The organism is Formosa sp. Hel1_31_208 (assembly GCF_900104785.1).
Lineage (GTDB): Bacteria > Bacteroidota > Bacteroidia > Flavobacteriales > Flavobacteriaceae > Psychroserpens.
Map to the genome: position 1 here is coordinate 679,388 of NZ_LT629733.1, position 26,677 is coordinate 706,064.

The following is a 26,677-nucleotide window of genomic DNA, read 5'->3' on the forward strand; positions in this document are numbered from 1 at the left end:
GATTTATATCGTCAGCAAAGGTACTTTTTTTAGTAGAATTGTTGAATTAATTTAAGTAGTTTTGAACCGAATGATAGTTTTTAAATACATCTTTTGGTTTTTATATCGCATTTGGTTCTATATTTTAGTGGCCATTCCTATTATTGTCTTATTTCCCATTTTGGTAGTTTCCATTTTAAAAGAATCATGGTATCCCTTCTTTTTTGGGATTGCACGATTATGGGCTCGTTTCATATTAATTGGGATGGGCTTTAATGTAAAAATAGAGCGTGAGCAAACTCCAGAGCCAGATAAGAGCTACATGTTTGTGGCAAATCATACCTCAATGGCTGATATCATGCTGATGTTGGTGACCGTTAAAAATCCATTTGTATTTGTAGGAAAGAAAGAGCTCGCAAAAATTCCATTATTTGGCTTCTTTTATAAACGCACCAGTATTTTGGTGGATAGAAGTAGCTCTAAGAGCAGACAAGCTGTATTTTTAAGAGCGCAACGTCGTCTTCGCCAAGGGATGAGTATTTGTATTTTTCCAGAAGGGGGTGTTCCAGAAGAAAGCATTGTGTTAGACCAGTTTAAAGATGGCGCTTTTAGAATGGCAATTAATCATCTTATTCCTATTGTTCCAATTACATTTGCAGATAATAAAAAACGATTTTCTTACACTTTTTTTAGTGGTAGTCCAGGTAAAATGCGCGTAAAAGTTCACCACTTTATTGATACTGAAAATTTAAAAATAGAGGACACAAAACGTGTAAATGCCGAAACACATACCTTACTGCTTAAACAGCTCAATACGTTCCAAAGCTAAACAAAAAAGCCGCTCTTGGCACAGAGCAGCTTTTCGTCATCATTGCATATAAGTGTGCAATAACTATCTAACCAACTAAAAAACCTAAAACTTAAAACTTAAGCCTGTATACACGCCAATGAAAAATGGTTGAAAATTACCAGAGGTATCATTAAACGTATTAATTTGATACTTGAACATTGGTTCAAGATTAAATCGTAGCTGTTTTGAAATATTGTAGTTTACACCAATTCCGAAATTAGCACTATAACTCATATCTTTAATGTTAGTTGCTTCTCCCATAAGTGTTCTGTCTCCATTGTTTTGTACCGAATAGACTTCGTTATTGTTTAAAAACAACGTGCTGAAGCCACCTATTAGATTAAGCCCTATCTTTTTGTCTATCAAACTGTATTCTAACTCAATAGGAACTTCAATAAAACCAAGTTGTTGATCAATAGAACCTTGTTCTTTTGTAAATAAAATTTCTGGAGCTGAACTTAAACTGATACTATTTGCACTAATAAAGATGCTTGTTGAATCATTAAGTTTTAAATTCTTTAATTGTCCATTTGAAGCAGAAGCATCTGGTCTACTAAATGCAATCACGTTCTTGGTAGAATATCCTAAATCTACACGGTTTACACCTGCTCTAATTTTGAATTTTTTATTTAAAGCATAACTACCTCGAACACCATAACTCACATTAACCTCGCCTTGTTTGGTGTTATCCACAAACTGATTGTCAATAGAAGATCCTTTTCCTAAGGAATTGAAATATACAGGTCCAACATTTGGAGCAACGCTCCAGCGTTTCATGAGCGGTTCTAATTCCTCCTCTGTCTGTTCTTCATTGTGCTTAGCTTCAGCGATGGCTTTTTCAATAGCATTTTCTTCCTTTAAGGCCTTATCAATGGCAGAAGAATCTATTATCGTATTAGAGTCTTCCTTTTCAGACAATTGAGTAGAAGTTACTTGTGTTGTCTTAGAATTTTTTACAGCTGTTATGAGTTTATTAATTTCAGATTGATCCTTCTTGAGAAGTTGTTTCTTTTTGTCGTTTATAGAATTATCCATAGTAGAACTGTTGGCAACTGTATTATTTTGAATTGGATTGGTATTTAAATTAGTGTTCTTATCCTTCTTAAGGATAGCTTGAGTAGCTACAACAGCATCTTTTTGACGTGACTGATTGTTGATGATAGATGATTTTTCATCCGTTGTATTTTTTTGATCTACTTCAGAATTAGCAATATTGGACTTTTTCTTTGACATATCTGAATTGGTCAATTGCTTTGAAGAATCGGTCTTTGGTTCTTCATAAGTACCTTCAGAATTCTCCTTAGTTGTCACAGGAATAGCTTCGAAGTCATTAGCCGGTATCACAGTGGAGTCATTATGCTGATTCGGACTTGTATTAGATTTTTCGGTATCTACTACTTCAAGTTCTATACCATTACCTTCGTCGGAATTAATAACGAGTTTACCAACAGTAAACAGTAATGCTAGCATTGCAGCTACCCCAACCAATTTCCACCAGATAGGAATTACTTTGCGTTTGCGTTTGTCTTTCTGAAGTTCGCGTTCTATGTGTTCCCAGACAATATCATCTGGCGCAACCTCAAAATTTTTGAGTTGCTCCTTAAAGAGCTTGTCGATATGCTTTTTTTCACTCATTATAGACTTTGCGAGTTAGGTCTCGACTTGTATTGTTCTATTTTATTTTTTAAAATCATTCTAGCTCTGGCTAAATTTGATTTTGATGTACCTGTTGATATGTTTAACAGGTTAGCAATTTCCTTATGCGAATAATCGTCTAAGGCATATAAATTAAATACCAACCGATAACGATCTGGTAATTCTTGAATAATGTTGAGTAGGTAATCGATACTCAAGTTATCATCATCTATTTCTAAAGTTACATCTTCAATATGGTCTTCATTAATAATGTCATAAACACCTTTACTTCTATAGCGTTGTAATGCGGTGTTAATAGTAATTCGTTTCATCCAACCTTCAACTGAGCCTTGATTTTTAAACTGATGCATTTTCTTAAAAATCGTGATATAAGCATCCTGCAAATTATCTTCAGCTTCGGCATAGTTGCGCGAATACTTCAAGCAAATCGAAAACAGTTTACTCGCGTATAGCTTATATAGTTGACTTTGTGCTTGAGCATCATTTTTTTTACAGCGCTCTATGAGTTGTTTTAAACTCACATAATCTGGGTTTAATTAGTGTTTTATTCAGTTACTGGAACTTCTACAATATAGTAGGTGTCATTCCCATTGTCATCTTCACCTTGCCAAAACCTGAAGGTATACGTATCTGTACTTGTTACTTGAAAATTAAATGAGACAACGACCTCCTCACTTTCAGGTTCAAAGGTATCGCAGCTTTGTTCTTGGAACACAGCCGTTACTACAGCGACAGTCCGTTCATTTTCATTAATCTCATAATAGAAATTATTAAATACGTGACAGCCAGTTGGTCTAAAATAACTTACAGAAATTTCATTAACCGATCCAAATACGAACGAATCAGGAATATCTACCGTTTCAATTGGTAAAATTTCATAATAGAAATTTGGGGTTTCGTCATCAACGCTACATGAAAGCAATGAAAACGTTAAAAAACATACTAAAAAAATCTTCTTCATATTCATTAATTAATGCTGAAATACAACTGTTTTCAATTAATAGATGCATAACTAAGTAAAAGGTTGCGTCTGAAACTAAAAAAATCCCACTTTAAGGGATTTTTTTAGTTCATTATTATTTAATGGCCCGCATTAATAATTTCTCGAACTTTAGATTCGAGTTCTTCCATTAATTCCGGATTGTCCTTTATAAGTGCTTTTACCGCGTCTCTACCTTGACCTAGTTTAGTGTCTCCATAGCTAAACCAAGAACCACTTTTTTTGACAATTTCATGTTCAACACAGAGATCTAAAATTTCTCCTACTTTAGAAATACCTTCCCCATACATGATGTCAAATTCACACATTTTAAATGGTGGAGCTACTTTGTTTTTAACCACTTTGACTCTGGTTTTATTGCCAGTTACATTGCCATCAGTTTCTTTTATTTGTGTGGATCTTCTGATATCTAATCGCACAGATGCATAAAATTTTAAGGCATTACCACCAGTTGTAGTTTCAGGATTTCCAAACATGACACCAATCTTCTCACGAAGTTGGTTGATGAAAATAACCGTACAATTGGTCTTGCTAATTGAACCTGTTAATTTTCTCAACGCTTGAGACATTAAACGGGCATGTAAGCCCATTTTAGAATCGCCCATTTCCCCTTCTATTTCACTTTTGGGAGTTAATGCAGCTACTGAATCGATAACCACGATATCAATTGCTCCAGAGCGGATAAGGTTATCTGTAATTTCTAATGCCTGTTCTCCATTGTCTGGTTGAGAAATAATCAAGTTATCAATATCAACTCCTAAATTTGCTGCATAAAACCGATCAAATGCATGCTCAGCATCAATAAAAGCAGCAATTCCTCCCGCTTTTTGTGCTTCCGCTATTGCGTGCAAGGTTAAAGTGGTCTTACCAGATGATTCTGGCCCATATATTTCTATTACTCTTCCTCTAGGATAACCACCAACTCCTAAAGCAATATCTAATCCTAAAGATCCCGAAGAAATAGCATCTACATCTACAACAGCCTGATCACTCATCTTCATGACTGTCCCTTTTCCGTAAGCTTTATCTAGTTTGTCTAAAGTTAATTTTAATGCTTTTAATTTTGCGTCTTTTTCACTGCTCATTTATCTATGTATTTAATTTTGAAACGTTAGCTAAAATACAACATCTTTTAATTTTTTTAATGCAAATGACGCAACCTTTTTGAACTTTTTGCATCTACTAATTGAGATTGGGAAATCTTGCTATGAAAAAAAGCTTAATTAAGCATATCCAACAAATTTCAAATCTTATTACATATGAGGTTTTTTAGAAGAATTATTTTTAATAACACATTAGGCGTTTCAGTTCCTGTAGGTATAAACAGTAATTGTAAAGCCGATGGAGGATAGCGTGAATGGTATTTTTAAGACACATTTTAAAAATATTAATAACGAGTTAGTCCTCAAAAAAGCCCTTTAGATAGTCTAAAGGGCTTTTTTTTACTCAAAATTTGATATTGTTTTAAAAAGAATACCTTTGCACTCGAGAACATCAGAGCATGAGCGAAGATGTTGAAGCATAATTCTTTAACCTTAAAATTAGTATAGCATGCAACTGTACAATAACTTAAGTGCTAAAGAAAGAGCAGATCTTATTGAAAAAGCGGGAAAAGAACGCTTAACAATCTCTTTCTACAAGTACGCCAAAATCAGAAACACTCAAATTTTTAGAAACCACCTATTCATATCTTGGGATGAACTTGATGTGTTAGGCAGAATCTATGTCGCTGTTGAAGGGATAAACGCCCAACTTTCAGTCCCAGCAGAAAATTTTGACGCCTTTAAAACACACCTTGATTCTATTTCATTTTTAGAAAATGTAAGACTGAATATCGCTATTGAGCACAATAATTTTGCGTTTTTGAAACTCAAAGTAAAAGTGCGTCATAAGATTGTTGCCGATGGACTAAACGATCATACGTTTGATGTCACTAATAAAGGAGTTCATGTAAATGCTTCAAAATTTAATGAGCTCATTGAAGATCCTAATACGGTCTTGGTCGATATGAGAAACCATTATGAAAGTGAAATAGGGCATTTCAAAAATGCTATTACACCCGATGTCGATACGTTTAGAGAATCCTTAGATCTCATCGAAGAAGATTTAAAAGAGCATAAAGAGGATAAAAACCTAGTAATGTATTGTACAGGTGGTATTAGGTGTGAGAAAGCTAGCGCCTATTATAAACACAAAGGATTTAAGAATGTATTTCAGCTTGAAGGCGGCATTATTAATTATGTTAGACAGGTTGAGTCTCATAATTTAGAGAACAAGTTTCTGGGGAAAAATTTTGTTTTTGATGAACGACGATCCGAACGTATTAGCGATGATGTCATTGCTAATTGTCACCAATGTGGGAAACCGGCAGATATGCATACCAATTGTGCTAACGAAGCCTGTCATCTTTTATTCATTCAGTGTAAAGACTGTAAAGACCAAATGGAAAACTGCTGTTCTACACCATGTATGGAAATCAATAGATTGCCTTTTGAAGAACAAAAAGCATTGCGCAAAGGTCAAGGCAATAGTAATGATATATTTAAAAAAGGAAGAGCAGATCATTTGCCGTATAAAAAAGACTTGAGAAATATTTTTGAAACCCTACACAAGACAACTATATAAATGAATATTTATAAACTTTTGCAGCTCAATAGAAAGATTAAAAGCCATAGAATTAAATTTCTTGGACTCTATCTCTTGCATAAGTTAAATAAGCGCTATTTAGCCGTTAATCTTGATCCTGTAATGGCTTGTAATTTACGTTGTAAAATGTGTTATTTTACCGATGCGGATTATGTTAAAACGCTCAAAGGACAATTTAATGACGAAGATCTAAAGTTAGTTGCAGATTCTATTTTTAAGAGGGCTTTGAAGCTTCAAATAGGCTGTGGTACAGAGCCAACTCTTTACAAAAACTTGGTCAAGGTCGTCGCGCTTGGAAAGCACTATAAGGTGCCTTATATCTCTATTACTACCAATGCAAATTTACTTACCGAAGAAAAAATAGAAGCACTTTTAAAGGCAGGGCTAAATGAGTTTACAATTTCGCTTCATGGTGTGACAAAAGAGAGTTATGAAAATTTCATGAAAAAAGCGAGCTATGAAAAATTTCATAGTGCGTTCAAGGCATTCGCAAAGTTAAAAAAGCAGTATGATTTTAAAGTCAGAATCAACTATACCTTCAATAAAGATAACTTTTATGAGCTCAAAGACTTTTTTAACCATTTTGACCCCGAAAGTTTCGATATTTTACAAATTAGACCTATTCAAAAAATAGGAAATACAGAATACAACGATTTTGATATTACTGCCTTAACCAAGGACTATCCTGATCTTATTCAGTCAATTAGAAATACGTGTAAAAACAATAAAATTGTGTTATTGGCACCAAGTAGCTTATCAGAATTAATCAATGAAAATAAATCGAGCTTTATATTTGACTATACCTTCTGCTACATCTCTCCTAATAAATTTTGGAAAGAAGGGTTTAATTGGCGCGATGAATCTTTTAATGCATTTTCAAGTAAGATTGGTTGGAGTCAACAGCTCTTGTCTAATGCTTTCAAATCTAAAAAAGAATTGAAAACGCTTTCTAATAGATTAAATTACGAAATAGAATTTAACTAAGCGCTATTTTTTAATGAGCTTAATCATTTTCAGGCTTTATGAATGTGTTCCAAGGCAAAACTCATAAGTGGATTTGTGGAAACGACATCATTATACACATAGCTAGAGACTCCATAAATTTGGTTATCATTTAGACCGTCTACTTTCACAAAGTCCATAAAGAAGAGGATGATTTCCTCTTCTGTTTTTCTAAAGGGGTTAATTTGTTTTGACGTCTTAGTCATTCAATATTAGTCTGAAGTGTTTGTAATAGATAAAATAGAGTGCATGTGCCGTTTTATTTCATTTAATTTACTTAATAAATAATCTTATCTTTACGTTTGAAAATAAATACTAATCGTCATTCGGCAACTATCTACGTTGCCGAATTATATATATATAAGATTTCATGAGTTGTAACAGTTGCTCAACTGGAAAGGATGGACAACCAAAAGGATGCAAAAACAATGGAACTTGCGGCACAGATAGCTGCAATAAACTTACTGTTTTTGATTGGTTGGCCAATATGTCTTTACCACAAGGACAAGACCCATTTATAGGTGTTGAGGTTCGTTTTAAAAATGGCCGCAAACTATACTACAAAAATACTGAGAACCTTACTTTAAGCATAGGAGATATCGTTGCAACGCAAGCCAATTCTGGTCATGATATTGGGATGGTTACACTTACAGGTGAATTAGTGAGAGTTCAAATGAAGCGTAAAAAAATTAATATTGATGATGAAGAAAATGTTTTAAAGATTTACCGTAAGGCAAGTCAGAAAGATATTGATATATGGTCAGCCGCTAGAGATAAAGAAGAGCCAATGAAGGTTAAAGCAAGACAGTTTGCTATAGACCTAAAGCTTAAAATGAAAATTTCTGATATAGAATATCAAGGCGATGCGAGTAAAGCGACATTTTATTATACAGCCGAAGAACGTGTAGATTTTAGAGAATTAATTAAAGTATTCGCAAGAGAATTTAGGACACGTATCGAAATGAAACAGGTAGGATTTCGTCAGGAAGCAGCGCGACTTGGAGGAATTGGTTCCTGTGGTAGAGAATTATGCTGTTCTACTTGGCTAACTGATTTTAGATCGGTGAGTACATCTGCCGCGCGATATCAGCAATTATCATTGAACCCATTAAAATTGGCAGGTCAATGTGGTAAATTGAAATGCTGTCTCAACTATGAGTTAGACGCCTATTTAGACGCCTTGAAAGCATTTCCAAAAACTGAAACCAGATTATATACCGAAAAAGGTAAAGCCGTTTGTCAAAAGACAGACATTTTTAAAGGACATATGTGGTACGCTTACGAAGGTGAGTGGATGAATTGGCACAAATTAACTACCGATCAAGCCAATGAAATTATTGAAAAAAATAAGCGCAAAGAAACCGTTGCAAGTTTAGAAGAATATGCCTCTGAACTTATTGAAGACACTAAAGTAGAGTTTGAAAACGTTGTTGGTCAAGATAGCTTAACTCGTTTTGATAATCCAAAGCGCAATAACAAACGTAGAAATAATAAAGGGAAGCAAAGACGTCGTAATAAACCAAATAACAGCAATGCAAAAAAATAAGTGTTGGATCATTTGTTTGCTCATCTTGATTGTCACAGTTTCATGCGATACTAATCGTGTATTTGACGAGTACCAATCGGTGCCAGACGAATGGGATAAAGATAATGTTGTTGCTTTTAAAGTCACGCCTCCTGATTCAATAAATGCTTATAATTTGTTCGTAAACTTAAGAAATACCGAAGCTTACAAATACAGTAATTTATTCTTAATTGTAGAGCTTAATTATCCAAACGGAAAAGCGCTAAAGGATACTTTAGAGTATAAGATGGCAAATGCAGATGGGGCGTTTTTAGGTACTGGTTTTTCAGATATCAAAGAGAATAAACTCTGGTACAAGGGTTATGATAAACCTTTTGTGTTTAATGAAGCTGGTGAATACACCATCAATATACAACATGCGATGCGTAAAAATGGAAGTGTTGACGGCATTGATAAATTAGAAGGTATTATCGATGTTGGTTTTAGAATAGAACATTCAGAAACAAATTGATTATGGCAAAGAAAACAATAGCAAAAAAGAAACCTGCCCAAAAAAAGACTCAAGATTTTTCAAAGTACGTAAGACGCTTTTGGATATTTTTTACCAGTGGCGTAGTCGTGTTTTTCTTTATGTTTTTATTAGCATCTTGGGGTCTTTTAGGCGAAATGCCAGATCATACTATTCTTGAAAATCCCAAAACGTTCTTAGCTACTGAAATTATTTCCTCAGATGATAAAACATTAGGAAAATTTTATTTGGATGATAATAGAACTCCAGTAGATTTCGAAGAATTACCTAAGCATTTGGTAGATGCTCTAGTCGCTACAGAAGATATTAGATACTACGAGCATGCAGGAATTGATTTTAGAGGAACCCTCAGAGCGATTTCTAAAATGGGAAAAGGAGGTGGTGCCAGCACCATTTCACAACAATTAGCAAAACAGTTATTTACTAAGCAAGTTTCTTCTAATAAAGTCCAGCGATTGTTTCAAAAGGTAAGAGAATGGGTGATTGCGATTCGTCTAGAACGACAGTACACTAAAAAAGAGATTATCGCCATGTATTTTAATATCTATGACTTCGGAAATAATGCCGATGGGATTAGAAGCGCGACGCGTATTTACTTCGGAAAAGAACCTAAAGACCTCAATCTTAAGGAGTCTGCAATGCTAGTTGGAATGTTTAAAAATTCATCACTTTACAATCCAATACCATCTCGTAATCCTGAAGGAGTAAAAAATAGACGAGATGTGGTGTTAGCTCAAATGTATAAATACGAGTATATTTCAGAAACAATAAAAGATAGCTTACAGGATACAGAATTAGATTTAAATTTTTCTCCAGAATCACATCGAGAAGGCACTGCAACGTATTTCAGAGCGTATTTAGATAAATTCATGAAGAACTGGATAAAGAACAATCCAAAACCTGATGGTACAAAATATAACCTATATAATGATGGGCTCAAGATTTACACAACCATAGATTCTCGAATGCAAAACTACGCTGAGAAAGCTGTAGCACGTCATATGCCTAGACTTCAGGCAGAATTTGACAATCAAAACACACCTAAAAAGAATCCAACTGCTCCGTTCTTAGAATTGGATAAGAGTGAAATTAAAGACCTTTTAAACCGAAACATGTCGCGCTCTGAACGATGGAGAGTGATGAAAGCTGCAGGGAAAACTGAAAAAGAAATAAGAGACTCCTTCCAAAAACCAACCCAAATGAGGGTATTTGCTTGGGTTAACGGACAACCAAGTGAGATTGACACCATAATGAAACCTATAGATTCGATGCGCTACTATAAATCGTTTCTGCAACCTGGAATGATGTCTATGGATCCCCAAACAGGCCATGTAAAAGCTTGGGTGGGTGGAATGAATTACAGACATTTTCAATATGATCATGTGAAGTCATCTAAACGTCAAGTAGGATCGACCTTTAAACCATTTGTGTATGCAACGGCTATAGATCAATTACACTTATCACCTTGCGACACCCTACCTAGACAACAAATTACCATTGAAGCCGATAAGTACGGAAATCCAGAACCTTGGACAACTAAAAACTCTGATGGGAAATATGATGGGTTCTTAACCTTAAAGGATGCTCTGGCGAATTCAGTGAACACTATTACGGCGCGTTTAATGGATAAAGTTGGTCCGCAGCCAGTTATTGATATGGCGAAAAATTTAGGAGTAGAGTCCGATATACTGCCAGTACCAGCAATCGCCTTAGGAACTGCAGATATCAGTGTATATGAAATGGTAGCTGCTTATGCCACTTTTGCTAATAAAGGCGTGTATAATAAACCTGTTATGGTGACGCGTATTGAAGATAAAAATGGAACTGTTTTATTTCAATTTACACCAGAAACCAAAGATGTATTAAGTGCAGAGGTCGCATATACAACAGTTAATTTGCTGGAAGGTGTTACCCAGTCAGGCTCTGGTCAACGGTTAAGGCATAGTTGGGCAACTAATGCGCCTGTTTATAAAAAAATTATCACAGGCTACCCTTATGAGTTCGATAAATCTATACCTATAGCAGGTAAAACAGGAACCACACAAAATCAAAGTGATGGGTGGTTTATGGGCATGGTGCCTAATTTGGTGACGGGTGTTTGGGTAGGTGCTGAAGACAGAGCAGCCCATTTTTCTGACATCGCCTATGGGCAAGGTGCTTCTATGGCATTACCAATTTGGGGATTATATATGAAAGCTTGTTATGCTGACGAAGCGCTTAATATTTCAAAATCAGAATTTGAAAAGCCAGAAGAGTTATCTATAGAAGTAGACTGTAGTAAATGGAAAGGTAATGACGAAGAAGGAACTGATGCTATTGACGAGCTAGAGGGTGTGATTGACTTTTAATTTGTTCCTTATATTCTAAAAAAAAACACAAGCCATTCACTTTTGAATGGCTTTTTTATTTCGTAAATTTCCAATGCTAAATTAAAGACAGATGATTAGTAAAAAAGTAGCAAATGTTCAAGATGCACTTCTAGGTGTTGCAAATAATATGACCTTTATGTTTGGAGGCTTTGGACTTTCAGGAATACCGGAAAATGCGATAGCGGAACTCGTTAAGTTAGGTGTTAAAGGCCTTAAATGTATTTCTAATAATGCAGGTGTAGACGATTTCGGTTTAGGCTTATTATTACAAGGAAAACAAATTAATAAAATGACCTCGTCGTATGTTGGAGAAAATGATGAGTTTGAACGGCAGATGTTATCTGGCGAGTTGGAGGTGGAGTTGATTCCACAGGGAACCCTAGCAGAACGTTGTAGAGCAGCGCAAGCAGGTTTTCCGGCAATTTACACACCTGCTGGTTATGGGACTGAAGTTGCAGAAGGTAAAGAAACCAGAGCGTTTGACGGTAAAATGTATGTTTTAGAACATGCGTTTAAAGCAGACTTCGCTTTTGTAAAAGCATGGAAAGGGGATGAAGCAGGAAATTTAATTTTTAAAGGTACTGCTCGTAATTTTAATCCTAATATGTGTGGTGCAGCAAAAATAACTGTAGCTGAAGTTGAAGAACTTGTTCCTGTTGGAACTCTAGATCCAAATCAAATTCATATTCCTGGAATTTTTGTGAATAGAATCTTTAAAGGTGAACATTACGAAAAACGTATCGAACAAAGAACTGTTAGACAAAGAGATTAATTATGTTAGATAAAAACGGAATTGCAAAGCGCATCGCTAAAGAAGTTCAAGATGGTTTCTACGTGAACCTCGGTATTGGAATACCGACTTTAGTCGCAAACTATGTACGTGAGGACATAGAAGTAGAGTTTCAAAGTGAGAATGGCGTTCTTGGCATGGGGCCTTTCCCCTTTGAAGGAGAAGAGGACGCAGATATTATCAATGCGGGAAAACAAACAATTACCACATTGCCTGGTGCGAGCTTCTTTGACTCAGCAACTAGTTTTGCTATGATTAGAGGTCAACATGTTGACTTAACCATTCTTGGTGCTATGGAAGTTGCTGAAAATGGAGATATCGCTAACTGGAAAATCCCAGGAAAGATGGTGAAAGGAATGGGTGGCGCTATGGATTTAGTCGCGAGTGCCGAAAATATCATCGTTGCAATGATGCATACCAATAGAGCAGGAGAGTCCAAATTATTAAAACGTTGTTCTTTACCGTTAACAGGGGTTGGATGCGTTAAAAAGGTAGTGACAAATCTAGCGGTTATGGAAATTACCGAAAAAGGATTTAAATTATTAGAACGCGCTCCAGGCGTATCAATCCAAGAAATTAAAAATGCTACAGAAGGGACTTTAATTATTGAAGGAGATATCCCAGAAATGAATTTATAATACGACTACATAGTAAAAAAAGCCACTTTTTAAAGTGGCTTTTTTTTGTTTTCAAAAAGAAATATAATCCAAAATAAAGTAAGAAAATACTTCAAATATAGCGATAAATGTTAAAATATAATGTATTTCATCGATTATTATTGTATTATAACTGGTAAATTGAAAATATGTTACATATTAGCTAAACCAAATCGAAACAAATAAATCTATTATTAATTAACATTTATGATTTGCCCCAAATCTTTCATAAATTTTTAAACGAATGCCTTTTTTTGCCCCAAATCTACCAAAACCTAAACCTACAGAAAACCAGCGCATCGCTGGTTTTCAAAACACATTAAGATTGCTCAAAAATATCTTAACCTTAACTAAAAAAATATTCATGCTATAATCCTTTTGGAATGGCATGAATAAGTTTTTTAGTGTATTCTTTTTGCGGATGAGCATAGATGTTATCGGCATCATTCATCTCTTCTATTTCACCTTGATTCATTACGATAAGCTGGTCAGACATGTATTTGACGACAGCAAGGTCGTGTGATATAAAGATATAGGTAAAACCAAAATTTGCTTTCAATTCATTTAAAAGGTTTAGAACTTGTGCTTGTACTGAAATATCTAATGCTGATACAGATTCATCGCATATAATTAGTTTTGGGTGTAACGCAATAGCTCTAGCAATACCAATTCGTTGACGTTGACCTCCAGAAAACTCGTGCGGATAACGATTAAAATAAGAGTCATCTAAACCAACCTTTAGAAGTAAGTCGATTACTCTTGAGCTCCTATCCTTATCAGAGTTTCCAATTCCATGGACTTTCATAGGTTCCATAATCGCTTTTCCAACAGTAAGTCTCGGATTTAAAGATGCATATGGATCTTGAAATATGATTTGTATGTCTTTTCGTAATTGCCTCATGGCTGTTTTAGAAAGACTCGTGATATCAATACCGTTATACATAATTGTTCCAGCGGTTGCCTTATCTAATTGTAAAATAGCATTAGAAAGTGTCGATTTTCCACATCCCGATTCACCAACTAATCCTAAGGTTTCTCCTTTGTATAATTTGAAGGATACTTGGTTTACAGCCTTAAAGGTTTCAGGTTTTGAGAACCATCCTGATTTTGAGATAAATTCCTTTTCAAGATTAATGACCTCTAAAAGGGGAGGTGCAGCATATATTCGTTGGTGCTTTTTGTTACGTTCTTCTTTAGTGACGATATCTAGTTTGGCCGTGTCATTAATAAAATCGTCTATGGTAGGTAATTGTTTGAGCCGTTCATCCATAGATGGTCTGGAATTTATTAGGGCTTTCGTATACAATTCCTTCGGCGAATTAAAAATCATTTTCACGTCACCTTGCTCGACAATTTTCCCCTTGTACATCACGATGATTCGATCTGCGATTTCAGATACTAATGAGAGGTCGTGCGAAATAAAAATAATGCTCATTTCCTCTTCTTTTTGGAGCTGCTTCAGTAATTGAATAATCTCTTTTTGGACAGTCACGTCAAGAGCCGTTGTAGGTTCGTCTGCAATTAAAACCTTAGGTTTACATGCAAGTGCCATTGCAATCATCACACGTTGTTTTTGCCCACCAGATATTTCATGAGGATAAGCTTTATAAACGCGTTCAGGGATTGGTAATTTTACTTTTTCAAAAAGAGAAATGGTTTCTGCTTTGGCTTCTTTTAGTTTTAGTTTGGTGTGTTGAAGTAGTATTTCAAGCACCTGTTGTCCGCAGGTCATAGAGGGGTTTAAAGAACTCATAGGTTCTTGAAATATCATCGCAATGTCATTACCTCTTATCTTTTGAAATGCCTTATTATCCAAAGAAGCTAAATCTCTTTGATTGAATAAAATTGTTCCATTTTTAATTTTAGATATGTGTTTTGGGAGTAATCCTAAAATAGCTAAAGAAGATACCGACTTACCAGAACCTGATTCACCTACAATACCTAATATTTCATTGGGAAGTAAATGATATGACATATTATGAATGATTTCCTTTTCAGTTCCCTCTGAAAAAAATGAAATCGACAGGTTGTTTATTTCAAGTAGTTTTGACTTATCCATAGGTAAATGTAGTCATTTTCCGAATTCAATTTACGGAAAAACCGTAAGTAAAAATTTTCTGACTGCACTTCAACGAAAACGCCTTTGGATTATTTTGACATTAACAAAATTTTAATACTTTCATGATTGAAAATTTAACATTAACACTAACTTTTTAAACATTTAACATGAAAAGAACATTTACACTAGCACTATTATGTTTTCTATCCGTTTTTTCTGTTTTCGCTCAAGATCAACTTGACCGAAATTGCGGAATCATTCAGAATTTAGAATATAGGAAACAGCAAGATCCAGATCTTGAAAAACGAATGCAGCAAATTGAAGCCTTCACTCGAAATAAGATTCAAGAGATGTCAGCGAATCGAGTCGATGGTAACATTATTACAATTCCAGTGGTGGTGCATGTCATCTATAGAACCAGTGCAGAAAACATTAGCGTTGCACAAATTCAATCACAATTAGATGTTTTAAATGAAGATTTTAGACGGTTAAATTCCGATGCAGATAATACGTGGTCACAAGCGGCAGATATGGAAATTCAGTTCTGTCTAGCATCTGTTGATGAAAATGGTAATGCTACATCAGGAATTACTAGAAAATCATCAACGAGAACAAGTTGGGGTACCAATGATGCAATGAAAAGCAGCGCTCAAGGCGGTGTAGACCCATGGAATACTAGCCAGTATTTAAATATGTGGGTTTGTAATATTGGAGGAGGTATTTTGGGTTATGCTCAATTCCCTGGAGGTAGCGCTGCTACTGATGGTGTCGTGATGGGGCCACAATATTTTGGTAGTTCAGCGAAAGGATCAGGTTTCTATTTATCAGCGCCTTTTGATCTTGGTAGAACAACAACTCATGAAGTAGGTCACTTTTTTAACTTACGTCATATTTGGGGAGATTCGAACTGTGGAAATGATTTTGTAGCAGATACACCAACACATCAAACGTCCAATGGCGGATGTCCGACTGGGCGTGTGTCTTGTGGATCAACAGATATGGTTCAAAACTATATGGATTATACAAATGATTCTTGTATGAACCTATTTACACAAGGACAAAAAGATAGGATGCGCGCTGTATTAGCAACAGGTGGATTTAGAAGAAGTTTAGCTCTTTCTGATAAGTGTGGCGGTGGAGCACCATTACCAACATGTACGGATGGTATTCAAAATGGAGATGAAACAGGAGTCGATTGTGGCGGTTCTTCATGTGAACCTTGCCAGACAGCATGTAATGATAATGAAGTAAACTTATCAATCACTTTTGATAATTACCCAGAAGAAACAGCGTGGACATTATCTAATAGTAATGGACAAACAGTAGCTTCAGGAGGAACCTATGGAAGTCAGCCAGACGGTTCGACATATACTGAAGATTTATGCTTACCAGATGGATGCTATACATTTACGATTACAGATGCTTATGGTGATGGTATCTGTTGTTCATATGGAAACGGTTCTTACAGTCTTACAGGAGCATCAGGAGTATTAGCTTCTGGAGGGTCTTTTACAAGTTCTCAAGCTACAGATTTCTGTTTAGGCGGTTCACCTGCACCAACATGTACAGATGGTGTTCAAAATGGAGATGAAACAGGAGTTGATTGCGGAGGATCTGCATGTGCACCTTGCTCAACACCAGGAACAACTGTCTTAAGTGAAGGATACTTCGAGTCTGGATGGGATGGATGGTCTGATGGCGGAAGTGACTGCTTTAGATATAGTGGTGCTAATTCTTATGAAGGTAATTATTCGATTAGAATAAGAGATAACTCTGGTACAGCGTCTGCAATGACATCACCAGTACTAGACTTGACACCATTTGATCAGGTTGAAGTTGAATTCTACTTCTATGCAAATAGTATGGAGAATGGTGAAGATTTCTGGTTGCGTTATTACAATGGATCGTCGTATAGTACTGTTGCGACCTATGCAAGAGGAACTAACTTTAATAATAATACGTTCTATACTGCAACTGTAACTTTATCTTCATCTCAAGTTAATTTTGCAACGAACTCTAGATTTAGATTTCAGAATGATGCTTCTGGTAACAATGACCAAGTTTTTATTGATCAAGTGACTATTAGAGGTGTTAATGGATCTGGAAGAGGAGATAACATTAGAGCTTTGAGCACTTTTAGACCAGAGAATTCATTCGAATCAGAAGAGGACTTTGTGATCTATCCTAATCCAGTTAAGGGTAATACGTTATTTGTGAAATTACCTAACAATGCTAATGGTTCATATAGAATTATAAATATGTTAGGCCAAACAATAATGAAAGGAGATTCTATTAAAGAGATTAATGTTTCATACCTGAAATCAGGAATGTATTTCATTGAAGTCAATGATGGAGAAGAACTCATGACAAAACAGTTTATAAAACAATAAGCTGTTTTTATTATAATACTAAAAGTCCAGATGTTTCATCTGGACTTTTTTTGTTTTTGTCAGATTCCTCTGATTCTTTATTACGGAAAAACCACATATTTATACAAATTCAAAAACTTTAAGATGTATTCATAGTGATGTCATGAAAATAATAACTAATTTCCGTTGAACGTATTAAAATTCCTTAATTGTTAATTAACCATTTAATCCCTCTTACATGAAACTTAGATTAGGACTACTCATTTTTTTAATGAGTGTAAATTTTGCAATGTCACAAAGTCAATCGCTTTGGCAAAAAGAAAATATTGACAATTCAAAACTCGTTAAAGCAAGTAAACGAGATCTCCCAAAAACACAAACTTTCACACTTAATATAGATGAGTTGAAACAGTTGTTGAGTAATGCTCCTGAACGAAATGATATGTATAATGTATCTTCTGGTTTGGTATTAGAATTTCCAAATGACCAAGGAAAGTTCGAGCAATTTAAAATTGCTGAAGCATCTGTTTTGAGTCCAGGATTACAACAACGCTATCCTGACATCAGGTCTTATGTAGGGCAGGGGATCGATGATCCTACATCCATAATTCGATTTAGTGTCACCCCTTTAGGGTTTCAAAGTATGCGACTTTCTGCAACTATGCCAACCACGTTTATTGAAGCTTACACCCAAGACCTAACACAATATACGGTTTATAAAAGAGCAGATAAACTCGGGTATGTAAATGATTTTGAGTGTTCAGTGACTGAAACTTTAAATCAAACCATGGACAACGGCAGTGTATCATACAGAAATGCAGATGATGCTATATTAAGAACGTATCGACTAGTAGTTTCAGCTACAGGTGAGTACACACAATATCATGGTGGGACAAAGGCTTTAGCTTTGGCTGCGATTAATCAAACTATGACACGTGTTAATGGTTTGTTTGAAAACGACTTTAATGTCACAATGGTATTAATTAATAATACGGATGATGTGATCTATACGAGTACAAATTCTGATCCATATGGAAACACGACTTCAGGATATAATACTCAACTTCAAAATACCTTAACCAATGTAATTGGAGAATCTAATTATGACATTGGACATTTATTTGCGAGTCTTCAAAATAATGGAAATGCAGGCTGTATCGGCTGTGTTTGTGTGAACGGACAAAAAGGAAGTGGATGGACCTCACTTACTACTCCTGAGGGAGATCCATTTGATGTAGATTATGTTGCTCATGAAATGGGACATCAGTTTGGTGGAAATCATACCTTTACTTTTAATAATGAAGGAACAGGAGTACAAATGGAGCCTGGTAGTGGTTCAACTATCATGGGTTATGCTGGAATTACAGGGCCAACAGATGTTCAACAAAACAGTGACCCGTATTTCCATTCTGTAACTATACAACAAATAACGGATTATATTAAATCGACGTCTTGTCAAACAAACACAAATACAGGTAATGCCGTACCGACCGTAAATGCAGGGTCTAATCATACAATCCCAAGAGGTACACCGTTTGTATTAGATGGAACGGCTTCAGATGCAGATTCAGGAGATGTATTAACCTATTGTTGGGAACAATTTAATAATGGATCACCAGCAACAACAAACCCAAGTGTAAATAATACATCAGGTACTGCTTTTAGATCCTTTAGCCCTTCTATAGATACAAAACGATATTTTCCAAGATTAGCTACTGTAAAAACTGGGGCAACCTCATGGCAATGGGAAGCTATTCCAAATGTTGCTCGTAGTTTAAATTTTAGATTGACGGTTAGAGATAATCGCGCAGGTGGAGCAAATAATAATAGTGATGACATGATTGTATCTGTTAGTGCTTCTGCTGGACCTTTTGTTGTGAATTCACCAAATACGAATGTCACATGGGATGCAGGAACCGCACAAACCGTTACTTGGAATGTCGCAGGAACTACTGGGAATGGTGTTAATACAGCTAATGTTGATATTTTCTTATCTACAGATGGTGGAGATACTTATCCAATTGTTTTAGCAACAGGTGTTGCAAATGATGGCGCTCATGATATTATTGTACCAAATAATCAAGGGAATCAAAACCGAGTAATGGTAAAAGGCGCAAACAACATATTCTTTGATATTTCTAACACGAACTTTACCATTGGAGCACCTGTGGTTTGTAATGCAGATGTTCCTACTGGATTATCCGCATCTAACGTAACTACAACCTCTGCAACTTTAAGTTGGAATGCCGTACCAGGAGCAACTTATGACTTAAGATATCGTGAAATAGGGTCGCCAATATGGACAACTACAGCCGTTACAGGAATTTCATCTAATATAACTGGTCTAACAGCGCTTACCGATTACGAAGCTCAGGTGAGAAGTAAATGTTCTGGAGCAAGTAATTCAGCATATAGCACCTCGGTTAATTTTTCAACGACAGATGTTCAACTAATTTATTGTAATTCGGCAAGCACAAATACTAATGATGAATACATTAGTAGAGTGCAATTAAATACGATAGACAATAGTTCTGGGCCACAGTTTTATTCAGATTTTACAGGGATATCAACAACTTTAACCAAAGACACACAGTACACAATAACCGTAACACCTACGTGGACCGGTACGGTTTATAATGAAGCATATGGTGTATGGATTGATTATAATAGAGATGGAGACTTCACCGATGCTGGTGAACAAGTCTTTACACAAGGGAATACACAAGCTACATCAGTGAGTGGAAGTTTCACGGTGCCAACTGGAGCTGTTGAAAATTCTACGCGAATGAGAGTTACCATGCGATATAATCAAATTCCTGGACCATGTGATACTTTCACTTATGGTGAAGTTGAAGATTATACCATTATAATTGAAGGGAATGGCCCGGATTTAGAAGCTCCAGTCATTGCCTTAAATGGATCTTCTGTAGTAAACTTAAATGTTGGAGACACGTACAATGAATTGGGAGCCACGGCAACAGATAATATTGATGGTGATTTAACGTCAAGTATTGTTATTGGAGGAGATACGGTTAATACAACTTTAGGCGGAACTTATCTTGTGACATATAATGTTAGTGATACTGCAGGAAATGCTGCTTCCGAAGTTATAAGAACTGTAAATGTTATTCCAGATACAACAGCACCAGTTATCACTTTAAATGGATCTTCTACATTAAATTTAAATGTTGGGGATACATACAATGAATTGGGTGCCACAGCAACAGATAATATTGACGGTGATTTAACGTCAAGTGTTGTTATTGGAGGAGACACGGTTAATACAACTTTAGGTGGAACCTATGTTGTATCATATAATGTTAGTGATGCTACTGGAAACGCTGCTTCCGAAGTTATAAGAACTATAAATGTTATTCCAGATACAACAGCACCAGTTATTACGTTGATAGGCGCTTCAACCATTAATTTACAGCAAGGAAGTTCTTACTCCGATCAAGGAGCAACAGCTAGTGACAATATTGATGGAAACCTATCTTCTAGTATTGTTGTTGGAGGAGACGCTGTTAATACCAATATTGTCGGTTCTTACGTGATAACCTATAATGTATCTGATAATGCAGGAAATGCAGCGCTAGAAGTAACGCGGACCGTAAATGTAAATCAAGATGCTACGAAACCAGTTATTACTTTGATTGGATTAGCTTCAATAAATCTTAATATCAATGATCCTTATGTCGAACAAGGTGCAACCGCAATCGATAATTTTGATGGTGATATTACCGCTAATATTGTTATTAGTGGAGCGGTAAATACAGCCGTAGCAGGAACTTATTTCGTGAACTATAATGTTAGCGATGCTGCAGGCAATATAGCAAATACAGTGACGAGAACTGTAAATGTGGCACCAGATACGACTGCACCAGTTATTACATTGATTGGCGCATCTACTGTAAATTTATTAGTTGGCGACACCTATAATGAGCAAGGAGCCACAGCAACAGACAATATAGATGGAAATTTAACATCAAGTATTGTTATAGCAGGAACAGTTAACACTGCTATAGCTGCTGTTTATAATGTGACCTATAATGTATCTGATAACGCAGGGAATGCGGCTACGGAAGTGGTAAGAACAATTAACGTTACAGATCCTACAACAGGATGTTCTGGTGGAATTTCAAATTTCCCATACTCTGAAGGATTTGAAAACACTTTAGGTGGATGGACACAATCTACAGCTGATGACATCAATTGGACCGTAGATGCAAATGGCACACCTTCTAGCGGAACAGGACCAGCAAGCGCATCACAAGGCTCTTTTTATATCTATGTTGAAGCCTCTGGGAATGGAACAGGTTTTCCAAATAAACAAGCGATTTTAAATTCACCTTGTTTTAATTTGTCAGCTCTATCTGAAGCTACTTTTAGTTTTAAATACCACCAATTTGGAGCTGCCGATATGGGATCAATAGATTTAGAAGTGAGTGACGATGACGGTTCAAGCTGGACATCAATTTGGGATAGTTCAGGAAACTTAGGTAACTCATGGCAAACAGCAAATATTAATCTTAACGCTTATGTTGGTGGAAGTATTCAGTTGCGTTTTAACAGAATTACTGGAAGCACATGGCAAGCAGATATTGCTGTTGATGATGTTAGTTTAACTGAAGGCGAAGTAGTCGTTGCTGGTTGTTCAGGTGGAATTACTGCCTATCCATACTCTGAAGGATTTGAAAACACCTTAGGTGGTTGGACACAATCTGGAGCTGATGATATCAACTGGACGGTTGATGCTAATGGAACACCATCAAGTGGAACAGGACCATCAAGTGCTATTCAAGGTAGTTTCTATATTTATGTGGAAGCATCTGGAAATAATGTAGGATATCCAAATAAACGAGCAATTATCAATTCACCTTGTTTTGATTTAAGTTCACAATCATCGGCCACGTTCAGTTTTAATTACCATCAATTTGGAGCTGCTAACATGGGAACAATAAGTTTAGAAGCAAGTAACGATAATGGTGCGAGTTGGACTTCAATATGGAATAGTTCAGGAAACTTAGGAAACTCATGGCAATCTGCTAGTGTGAATCTTTCGGCTTATGTTGGTGGAAGTGTTCAATTGCGATTTAATAGAGTAACTGGCAACACATGGCAAGCAGATATCGCTATTGATAATATTAATCTTTCTACAGCTTCAGCAGCTAAAGGAGAAGAGGATATAAGTTCAGCAGTAGATATTGTGAAGGAGATTACACTATATCCAAACCCAGTCAGAGGGAACCGTATCACTGTATTTACAAATTATACAGATGTGAGTTATGAAATCTACAATACGATTGGTCAAATAGTGGCTAAAGGAACCCTTAAGGACAATGCAATTGATATAAGTCAATTAGATAGTGCAATCTATCAAATAATATTTGCAACTGAGGGAGAGACCTTAATGAAACGATTTATTAAACAATAAAAAAGTCTTAATAACTAACTAATATTTTGAAAGTCCAGACGTTACGTCTGGACTTTTTTATACATGAATAATCTCATTGTCTTGCAAGAGTTGATCCCCTCGTAATCTTAAAAAGATTTGAGCCACGGCAATAGTGTCTTTCTCACAATAGGTAATAATGCGATCTATAGACTTGTCTTTATAAAAGACTCTATAAACCTCGCTGCCATCGATATCGTCTTTTGGTGATGGAATACCTAATACATTAGTTAGGAGTTTTAATGAGGTATACGTTTTATAGTCGCCAAATTTCCATAGCTCTAAAGTATCAAGATGCGGTACTTCCCAGGGTTTTTTTCCAAAAAGATTGAGTTTGTATGGTAATTGAATATTATGAATGATCATGCGTCGAGCGATGTAAGGAAAGTCAAATTCTTTTCCATTATGCGCACAAAGTAAATGTTTATTACCGCTAAAATGGGTAATAACTAGATTTTTAAAATCTTTTAAAAGGGTCACTTCATCACCAAAAAAGGAGGTCACTCTAAAAGTTCTTATGTCGCCTTCCGTCTTAAAATACCCAACTGAAATGCAAATAATTTTACCAAATTCTGCCCAAATACCTGCACGTTCATAAAATTCTTCTGCAGTGAATTCGTCACGTCTTTGATACTGCGATTTATGTTCCCAAAGTTCTTGTTTGGTGTTATCTAATTCAGAATAATGCTCTGTCTCTGGAACCGTTTCAATATCTAAAAATAGAATATTTTCTATATTTAATTTTGTAATCATGACTGTTTCTAATTATTTAATATTCAAAATTAATTTAAAGGAATGTACTACTGCGAATTTTGCCCTAACATTTTATAGGCTTCTTCAATATACAAAGAAATATCATCAGTAAAGGTCTTAGTGCCAATATCTGGTGACTTTTGATGACCTAAACGTACAATTATGACATTGTCATTGGGCTCAACGAATACATACTGTCCAAGATGTCCTCGCATCATGAAGAAATTTTTACCCATATGCTCTTTGAGCCAAAACCCATAGCCATATTCGGGGCTTTCAGGGAAACGAGGTTTGACAGATCTCGCTACAAATGCAGAATCTAAAAGCTGCTGACCATTCCATTTTCCATGGTCTTTATAAAGTTTACCAAAGCGTGCAAAATCTTTTGCATTACTTGCAATACAACAATAGGCTTTTACTAAATCATGATCTTCACTATCTACTTGCCAAAGGGTAGAATTTTCGCTCCCTAAAGGTTTCCAAAAACTTTCTTCAAAATAATCATAGAGTTTTTTACCTGTTGCCTTTTCAATGACCATAGCTAACATTTGAGTATCTCCACTTGCATATTTAAAAGCTTGACCAGGTTCAGTAACCACTTTTAAACCGTTCATGACTTTCGCAAGATCATCATCAAAATATGCACGTGTTGTTATGGATAAAGGAGAATAATAGGCTTCATCCCAATTGGTTCCAGATGCCATTGATGATAAATCTCCAACGGTCATTTGAGCCGCTTTTCCTTCACAGAATGCAGGAAGAAAATCGCAAACTGGTTGGTCTAAACTTTTTATATAGCCTTCCATAATCGCTTTTCCCATTAATCCTGAAACATAACTCTTAGCCATCGAAAATGAATTGGACTTAGAATCTTCGTTAAAGCCGTCGTAGTATTGTTCAAACCAAATACTATCATTTTTTATAATAAGATAAGCAATAGTACCCCAATCTTGATTCGCTTTTTCAAGCTTAGGTGTTGTGGTCACTGAATTATAATTTCTGTGATTTGACCATGGTTGAAACACATTAGAAGCTTCAATAGATTGGTTATCAAACTCTTTGTAATCTTCTAAATAAGCTGTGGAATGACCTTTAAGATAAATAGTTCTTACGGCTTTGATGAGGTAATCAGTGTCGGTAAGGTATAGTACAATAATGAGTAATCCGAAAAATACGATTAAAAATTTAAGAAGTTTTTTTATGAATTTCATTATGTAAAAAATTAGTGTTTGTTCTATTTTATCTTGACTTTATAGCAATATATAATTGCCCTTTAAAGTATTTTATTAAAAGTAGCAATTATATTTTATTTGTCATCTACTAAGTTAATGGTTTCTGTTTTCTAATTGAACTTCATGACCAAACCAACTTATAAAACTCATCACTAGAGTTTTTACGTTTTTAAAAGAGAGTTTTAGAACTATACTTTTTTATATATTAAAAAAGAGATTGTTGTCGGTAAGGGCTTTCATGCTCAAGTAACCATTGTTTTCGAAGTAGTCCGCCGGCATAGCCTGTTAAACTGCCGTCACTGCCAATAACTCGATGACAGGGTATGATAATCCATAAAGGATTTTTCCCATTTGCGTTAGCGACAGCTCTTATTGCTTTTATAGCTCCTAATTGTTTTGATAATTCTAAATAGGAGATAGTTTTTCCATATGGAATTAACTGCAACTGCTTCCAAACAGATTGCTGAAAATTGGTGCCTACAGGATTTAATATGAGATCGAAATGTGTACGAGTTCCTTCGAAATATTCTTCAAGTTGAATCACACAGTCTTCTAGAAGTGTCGGAATAATATCAGTGATTTTTTCTTCGGAATTTAACACTGTCACTTGTGCAATACCATTTGCATCACCTACAATTTTGGTATATCCTAAAGGTGAATTGATGATGCACGTTTCCATTAGTCATTGGTATCTTTGGAAGGATTATCGTCAAATATTCCTAATTTTTTAGCTCTGGTTTCCCAACTTTTCCTAGCCATAGACTGAAGATCTGAAACGTTATCACTTTCATCCATAATTTCCATACCTAATAGGGTCTCAATCACATCCTCCATGGTGACTAATCCACTTACAGAGCCATACTCATCAACCACTAAGGCCATATGATTGCGGCTCTCTACTAATTTTTCAAACAGTTTAGGTATTGGTATGTTGCGATCCACTACAATAATGTGTCGTTTTAATTCTGAAAGTTTCCTAGAGCCATTGTCTAATGCCATTTCTTTAAAAACTTCATCTTTTAAAACTAGGCCTTTTATATTATCTGGATTATCAGAATAAATAGGGATACGAGAAAAACGTAAATTTAAGTTTCTTTGAAAAAAGTTGTCTACAGTTGTGTTTTCATCTTCGGCTTTCATAACGGTTCGAGGCGTCATTATATCCTTGGCAAAGACCTCTTTAAAAGTTAAAAGATTTTTAATGATTTTACTTTCATTCTCTTGAAACACACCTTCTTCATGTGCCATATCTGCCATAACCAAGAATCCTTCACGACTTAAAACACTTCCGTGACCTTTGCCGCCAATTAATTTTGTGGTGAGTTGCAGTAACCACAATATTCCAGTCCATTTCAAAGGAAAAATCAAAACATTAAGAGCTTTGGTTGTAAAGTTAGCAAGTTGTTTCCAATAGGTAGCACCAATCGTTTTTGGAATGATTTCCGAAGCAACTAATATAAGAATGGTCATTATCGTCGATACGATACCAACCATAAGATCTTCAGTGAATTTTATGCCAAAAACACTTCTAGTAGTAGAGCCGTAATGTTCAACATAGGCAACTTTGGCTTGCACACCAACTAAAATGGCACCAACCGTATGCGCAATGGTATTGAGGGTTAGAATAGCAATTAAAGGGCGGTCAACATCCTTTTTAAGTAGTTCTAAATCTGTTGCATATGCCTTACCTTCACTCTTTTTAACATTAAGAAATGTTGGCGTGATACTTAAAAGTACAGCTTCTAATATTGAGCATATAAAGGAAAAGAATATTGATATGATTGCGTAAAAAACAAGTAAAGCCATTAAT

20 protein-coding genes are annotated in these 26,677 nt (G+C 35.5%); 10 read left to right on the forward strand and 10 right to left on the reverse strand.

Going from position 1 to position 26,677, the window contains the following annotated elements; genetic code table 11:
* The first annotated feature begins 70 nt into the window (after window positions 1–70).
* Complete coding sequence (locus tag BLT57_RS02920; RefSeq protein WP_091422032.1) at window positions 71–808, forward strand: 1-acyl-sn-glycerol-3-phosphate acyltransferase; 738 nt, start codon at window positions 71–73, stop codon at window positions 806–808.
* Window positions 809–892: 84 nt separating this feature from the next.
* On the opposite strand, the gene BLT57_RS02925 is transcribed toward BLT57_RS02920, so the two are convergent.
* From BLT57_RS02925 to recA, 4 genes are all read right to left on the reverse strand, one after another.
* Window positions 893–2,464, reverse strand: a complete 1,572-nt coding sequence (locus BLT57_RS02925) for an outer membrane beta-barrel protein (RefSeq protein WP_091422035.1) — start codon at window positions 2,462–2,464, stop codon at window positions 893–895.
* Window positions 2,464–3,006, reverse strand: coding sequence for an RNA polymerase sigma factor (locus BLT57_RS02930; RefSeq protein ID WP_091422038.1), 543 nt, complete (start codon window positions 3,004–3,006; stop codon window positions 2,464–2,466). The genes BLT57_RS02925 and BLT57_RS02930 overlap by 1 nt, the downstream gene beginning before the upstream one ends.
* A gap of 23 nt (window positions 3,007–3,029) precedes the next feature.
* On the reverse strand, window positions 3,030–3,446 hold the full coding sequence (locus BLT57_RS02935; RefSeq protein WP_091426636.1) for a hypothetical protein: 417 nt from the start codon (window positions 3,444–3,446) through the stop codon (window positions 3,030–3,032).
* A gap of 119 nt (window positions 3,447–3,565) precedes the next feature.
* Window positions 3,566–4,570: a recombinase RecA gene (recA, locus tag BLT57_RS02940; protein WP_091422040.1), complete on the reverse strand. Its 1,005-nt coding sequence runs from the start codon at window positions 4,568–4,570 to the stop codon at window positions 3,566–3,568.
* 466 nt (window positions 4,571–5,036) lie between these two features.
* Between recA and BLT57_RS02945 the strand changes: the two genes are divergently transcribed.
* Both BLT57_RS02945 and BLT57_RS02950 read left to right on the forward strand, forming a co-directional pair.
* On the forward strand, window positions 5,037–6,110 hold the full coding sequence (locus tag BLT57_RS02945) for a rhodanese-related sulfurtransferase (RefSeq protein WP_091422041.1): 1,074 nt from the start codon (window positions 5,037–5,039) through the stop codon (window positions 6,108–6,110).
* Window positions 6,111–7,115 carry a radical SAM protein gene (locus tag BLT57_RS02950; RefSeq protein WP_091422044.1) on the forward strand — a complete coding sequence of 335 codons (1,005 nt, stop codon included), beginning with the start codon at window positions 6,111–6,113 and terminating at the stop codon, window positions 7,113–7,115.
* A gap of 29 nt (window positions 7,116–7,144) precedes the next feature.
* Here the strand turns inward: BLT57_RS02950 and BLT57_RS02955 are convergent, their stop codons facing one another.
* A complete protein-coding gene (locus BLT57_RS02955) occupies window positions 7,145–7,339 on the reverse strand; it encodes a hypothetical protein (protein WP_091422046.1) in 195 nt (64 codons plus the stop codon).
* A gap of 164 nt (window positions 7,340–7,503) precedes the next feature.
* Between BLT57_RS02955 and BLT57_RS02960 the strand changes: the two genes are divergently transcribed.
* The 5 genes from BLT57_RS02960 to BLT57_RS02980 all read left to right on the forward strand — a co-directional run bounded on the left by BLT57_RS02960 (window position 7,504) and on the right by BLT57_RS02980 (window position 12,984).
* Window positions 7,504–8,679, forward strand: a complete 1,176-nt coding sequence (locus BLT57_RS02960) for a regulatory iron-sulfur-containing complex subunit RicT (RefSeq protein WP_091422049.1) — start codon at window positions 7,504–7,506, stop codon at window positions 8,677–8,679.
* The gene (locus BLT57_RS02965) at window positions 8,666–9,169 is read left to right on the forward strand and encodes a gliding motility lipoprotein GldH (RefSeq protein WP_091422052.1); all 504 of its coding nucleotides are present in this window, start codon (window positions 8,666–8,668) and stop codon (window positions 9,167–9,169) included. Before BLT57_RS02960 ends, BLT57_RS02965 begins: the two co-directional genes overlap by 14 nt.
* A 2-nt stretch (window positions 9,170–9,171) precedes the next feature.
* On the forward strand, window positions 9,172–11,535 hold the full coding sequence (locus BLT57_RS02970) for a penicillin-binding protein 1A (RefSeq protein WP_091422054.1): 2,364 nt from the start codon (window positions 9,172–9,174) through the stop codon (window positions 11,533–11,535).
* Window positions 11,536–11,626: 91 nt separating this feature from the next.
* Window positions 11,627–12,328 (forward strand): CoA transferase subunit A, encoded by a 702-nt coding sequence (locus BLT57_RS02975; protein WP_091422057.1) that lies wholly within the window; start codon window positions 11,627–11,629, stop codon window positions 12,326–12,328.
* Window positions 12,329–12,330: 2 nt separating this feature from the next.
* Window positions 12,331–12,984, forward strand: a complete 654-nt coding sequence (locus BLT57_RS02980; RefSeq protein WP_091422059.1) for a 3-oxoacid CoA-transferase subunit B — start codon at window positions 12,331–12,333, stop codon at window positions 12,982–12,984.
* Window positions 12,985–13,369: 385 nt separating this feature from the next.
* On the opposite strand, the gene BLT57_RS02985 is transcribed toward BLT57_RS02980, so the two are convergent.
* Window positions 13,370–15,061 carry an ABC transporter ATP-binding protein gene (locus BLT57_RS02985; protein ID WP_091422062.1) on the reverse strand — a complete coding sequence of 564 codons (1,692 nt, stop codon included), beginning with the start codon at window positions 15,059–15,061 and terminating at the stop codon, window positions 13,370–13,372.
* A 167-nt stretch (window positions 15,062–15,228) separates the two neighbouring features.
* On the opposite strand from BLT57_RS02985, the gene BLT57_RS02990 reads away from it, so the two are divergent.
* Together BLT57_RS02990 and BLT57_RS02995 are read left to right on the forward strand one after the other, a co-directional pair.
* The gene (locus tag BLT57_RS02990; protein ID WP_091422065.1) at window positions 15,229–17,451 is read left to right on the forward strand and encodes a M43 family zinc metalloprotease; all 2,223 of its coding nucleotides are present in this window, start codon (window positions 15,229–15,231) and stop codon (window positions 17,449–17,451) included.
* Between the two features lie 217 nt (window positions 17,452–17,668).
* A complete protein-coding gene (locus BLT57_RS02995) occupies window positions 17,669–22,864 on the forward strand; it encodes an immunoglobulin-like domain-containing protein (RefSeq protein WP_091422068.1) in 5,196 nt (1,731 codons plus the stop codon).
* Between the two features lie 57 nt (window positions 22,865–22,921).
* Here the strand turns inward: BLT57_RS02995 and BLT57_RS03000 are convergent, their stop codons facing one another.
* The 4 genes from BLT57_RS03000 to BLT57_RS03015 form a co-directional block, all read right to left on the reverse strand.
* Window positions 22,922–23,635, reverse strand: coding sequence for a 3'-5' exonuclease (locus tag BLT57_RS03000; protein ID WP_091422070.1), 714 nt, complete (start codon window positions 23,633–23,635; stop codon window positions 22,922–22,924).
* 47 nt (window positions 23,636–23,682) lie between these two features.
* Complete coding sequence (locus BLT57_RS03005; RefSeq protein WP_091422074.1) at window positions 23,683–24,846, reverse strand: serine hydrolase; 1,164 nt, start codon at window positions 24,844–24,846, stop codon at window positions 23,683–23,685.
* 226 nt (window positions 24,847–25,072) lie between these two features.
* Entirely contained in the window at window positions 25,073–25,546 is a 474-nt protein-coding gene (locus BLT57_RS03010) for a methylated-DNA--[protein]-cysteine S-methyltransferase (RefSeq protein WP_091422078.1), read from the reverse strand.
* Window positions 25,546–26,673: a CNNM domain-containing protein gene (locus BLT57_RS03015; RefSeq protein ID WP_091422083.1), complete on the reverse strand. Its 1,128-nt coding sequence runs from the start codon at window positions 26,671–26,673 to the stop codon at window positions 25,546–25,548. Before BLT57_RS03015 ends, BLT57_RS03010 begins: the two co-directional genes overlap by 1 nt.
* Window positions 26,674–26,677 lie beyond the last annotated feature (4 nt).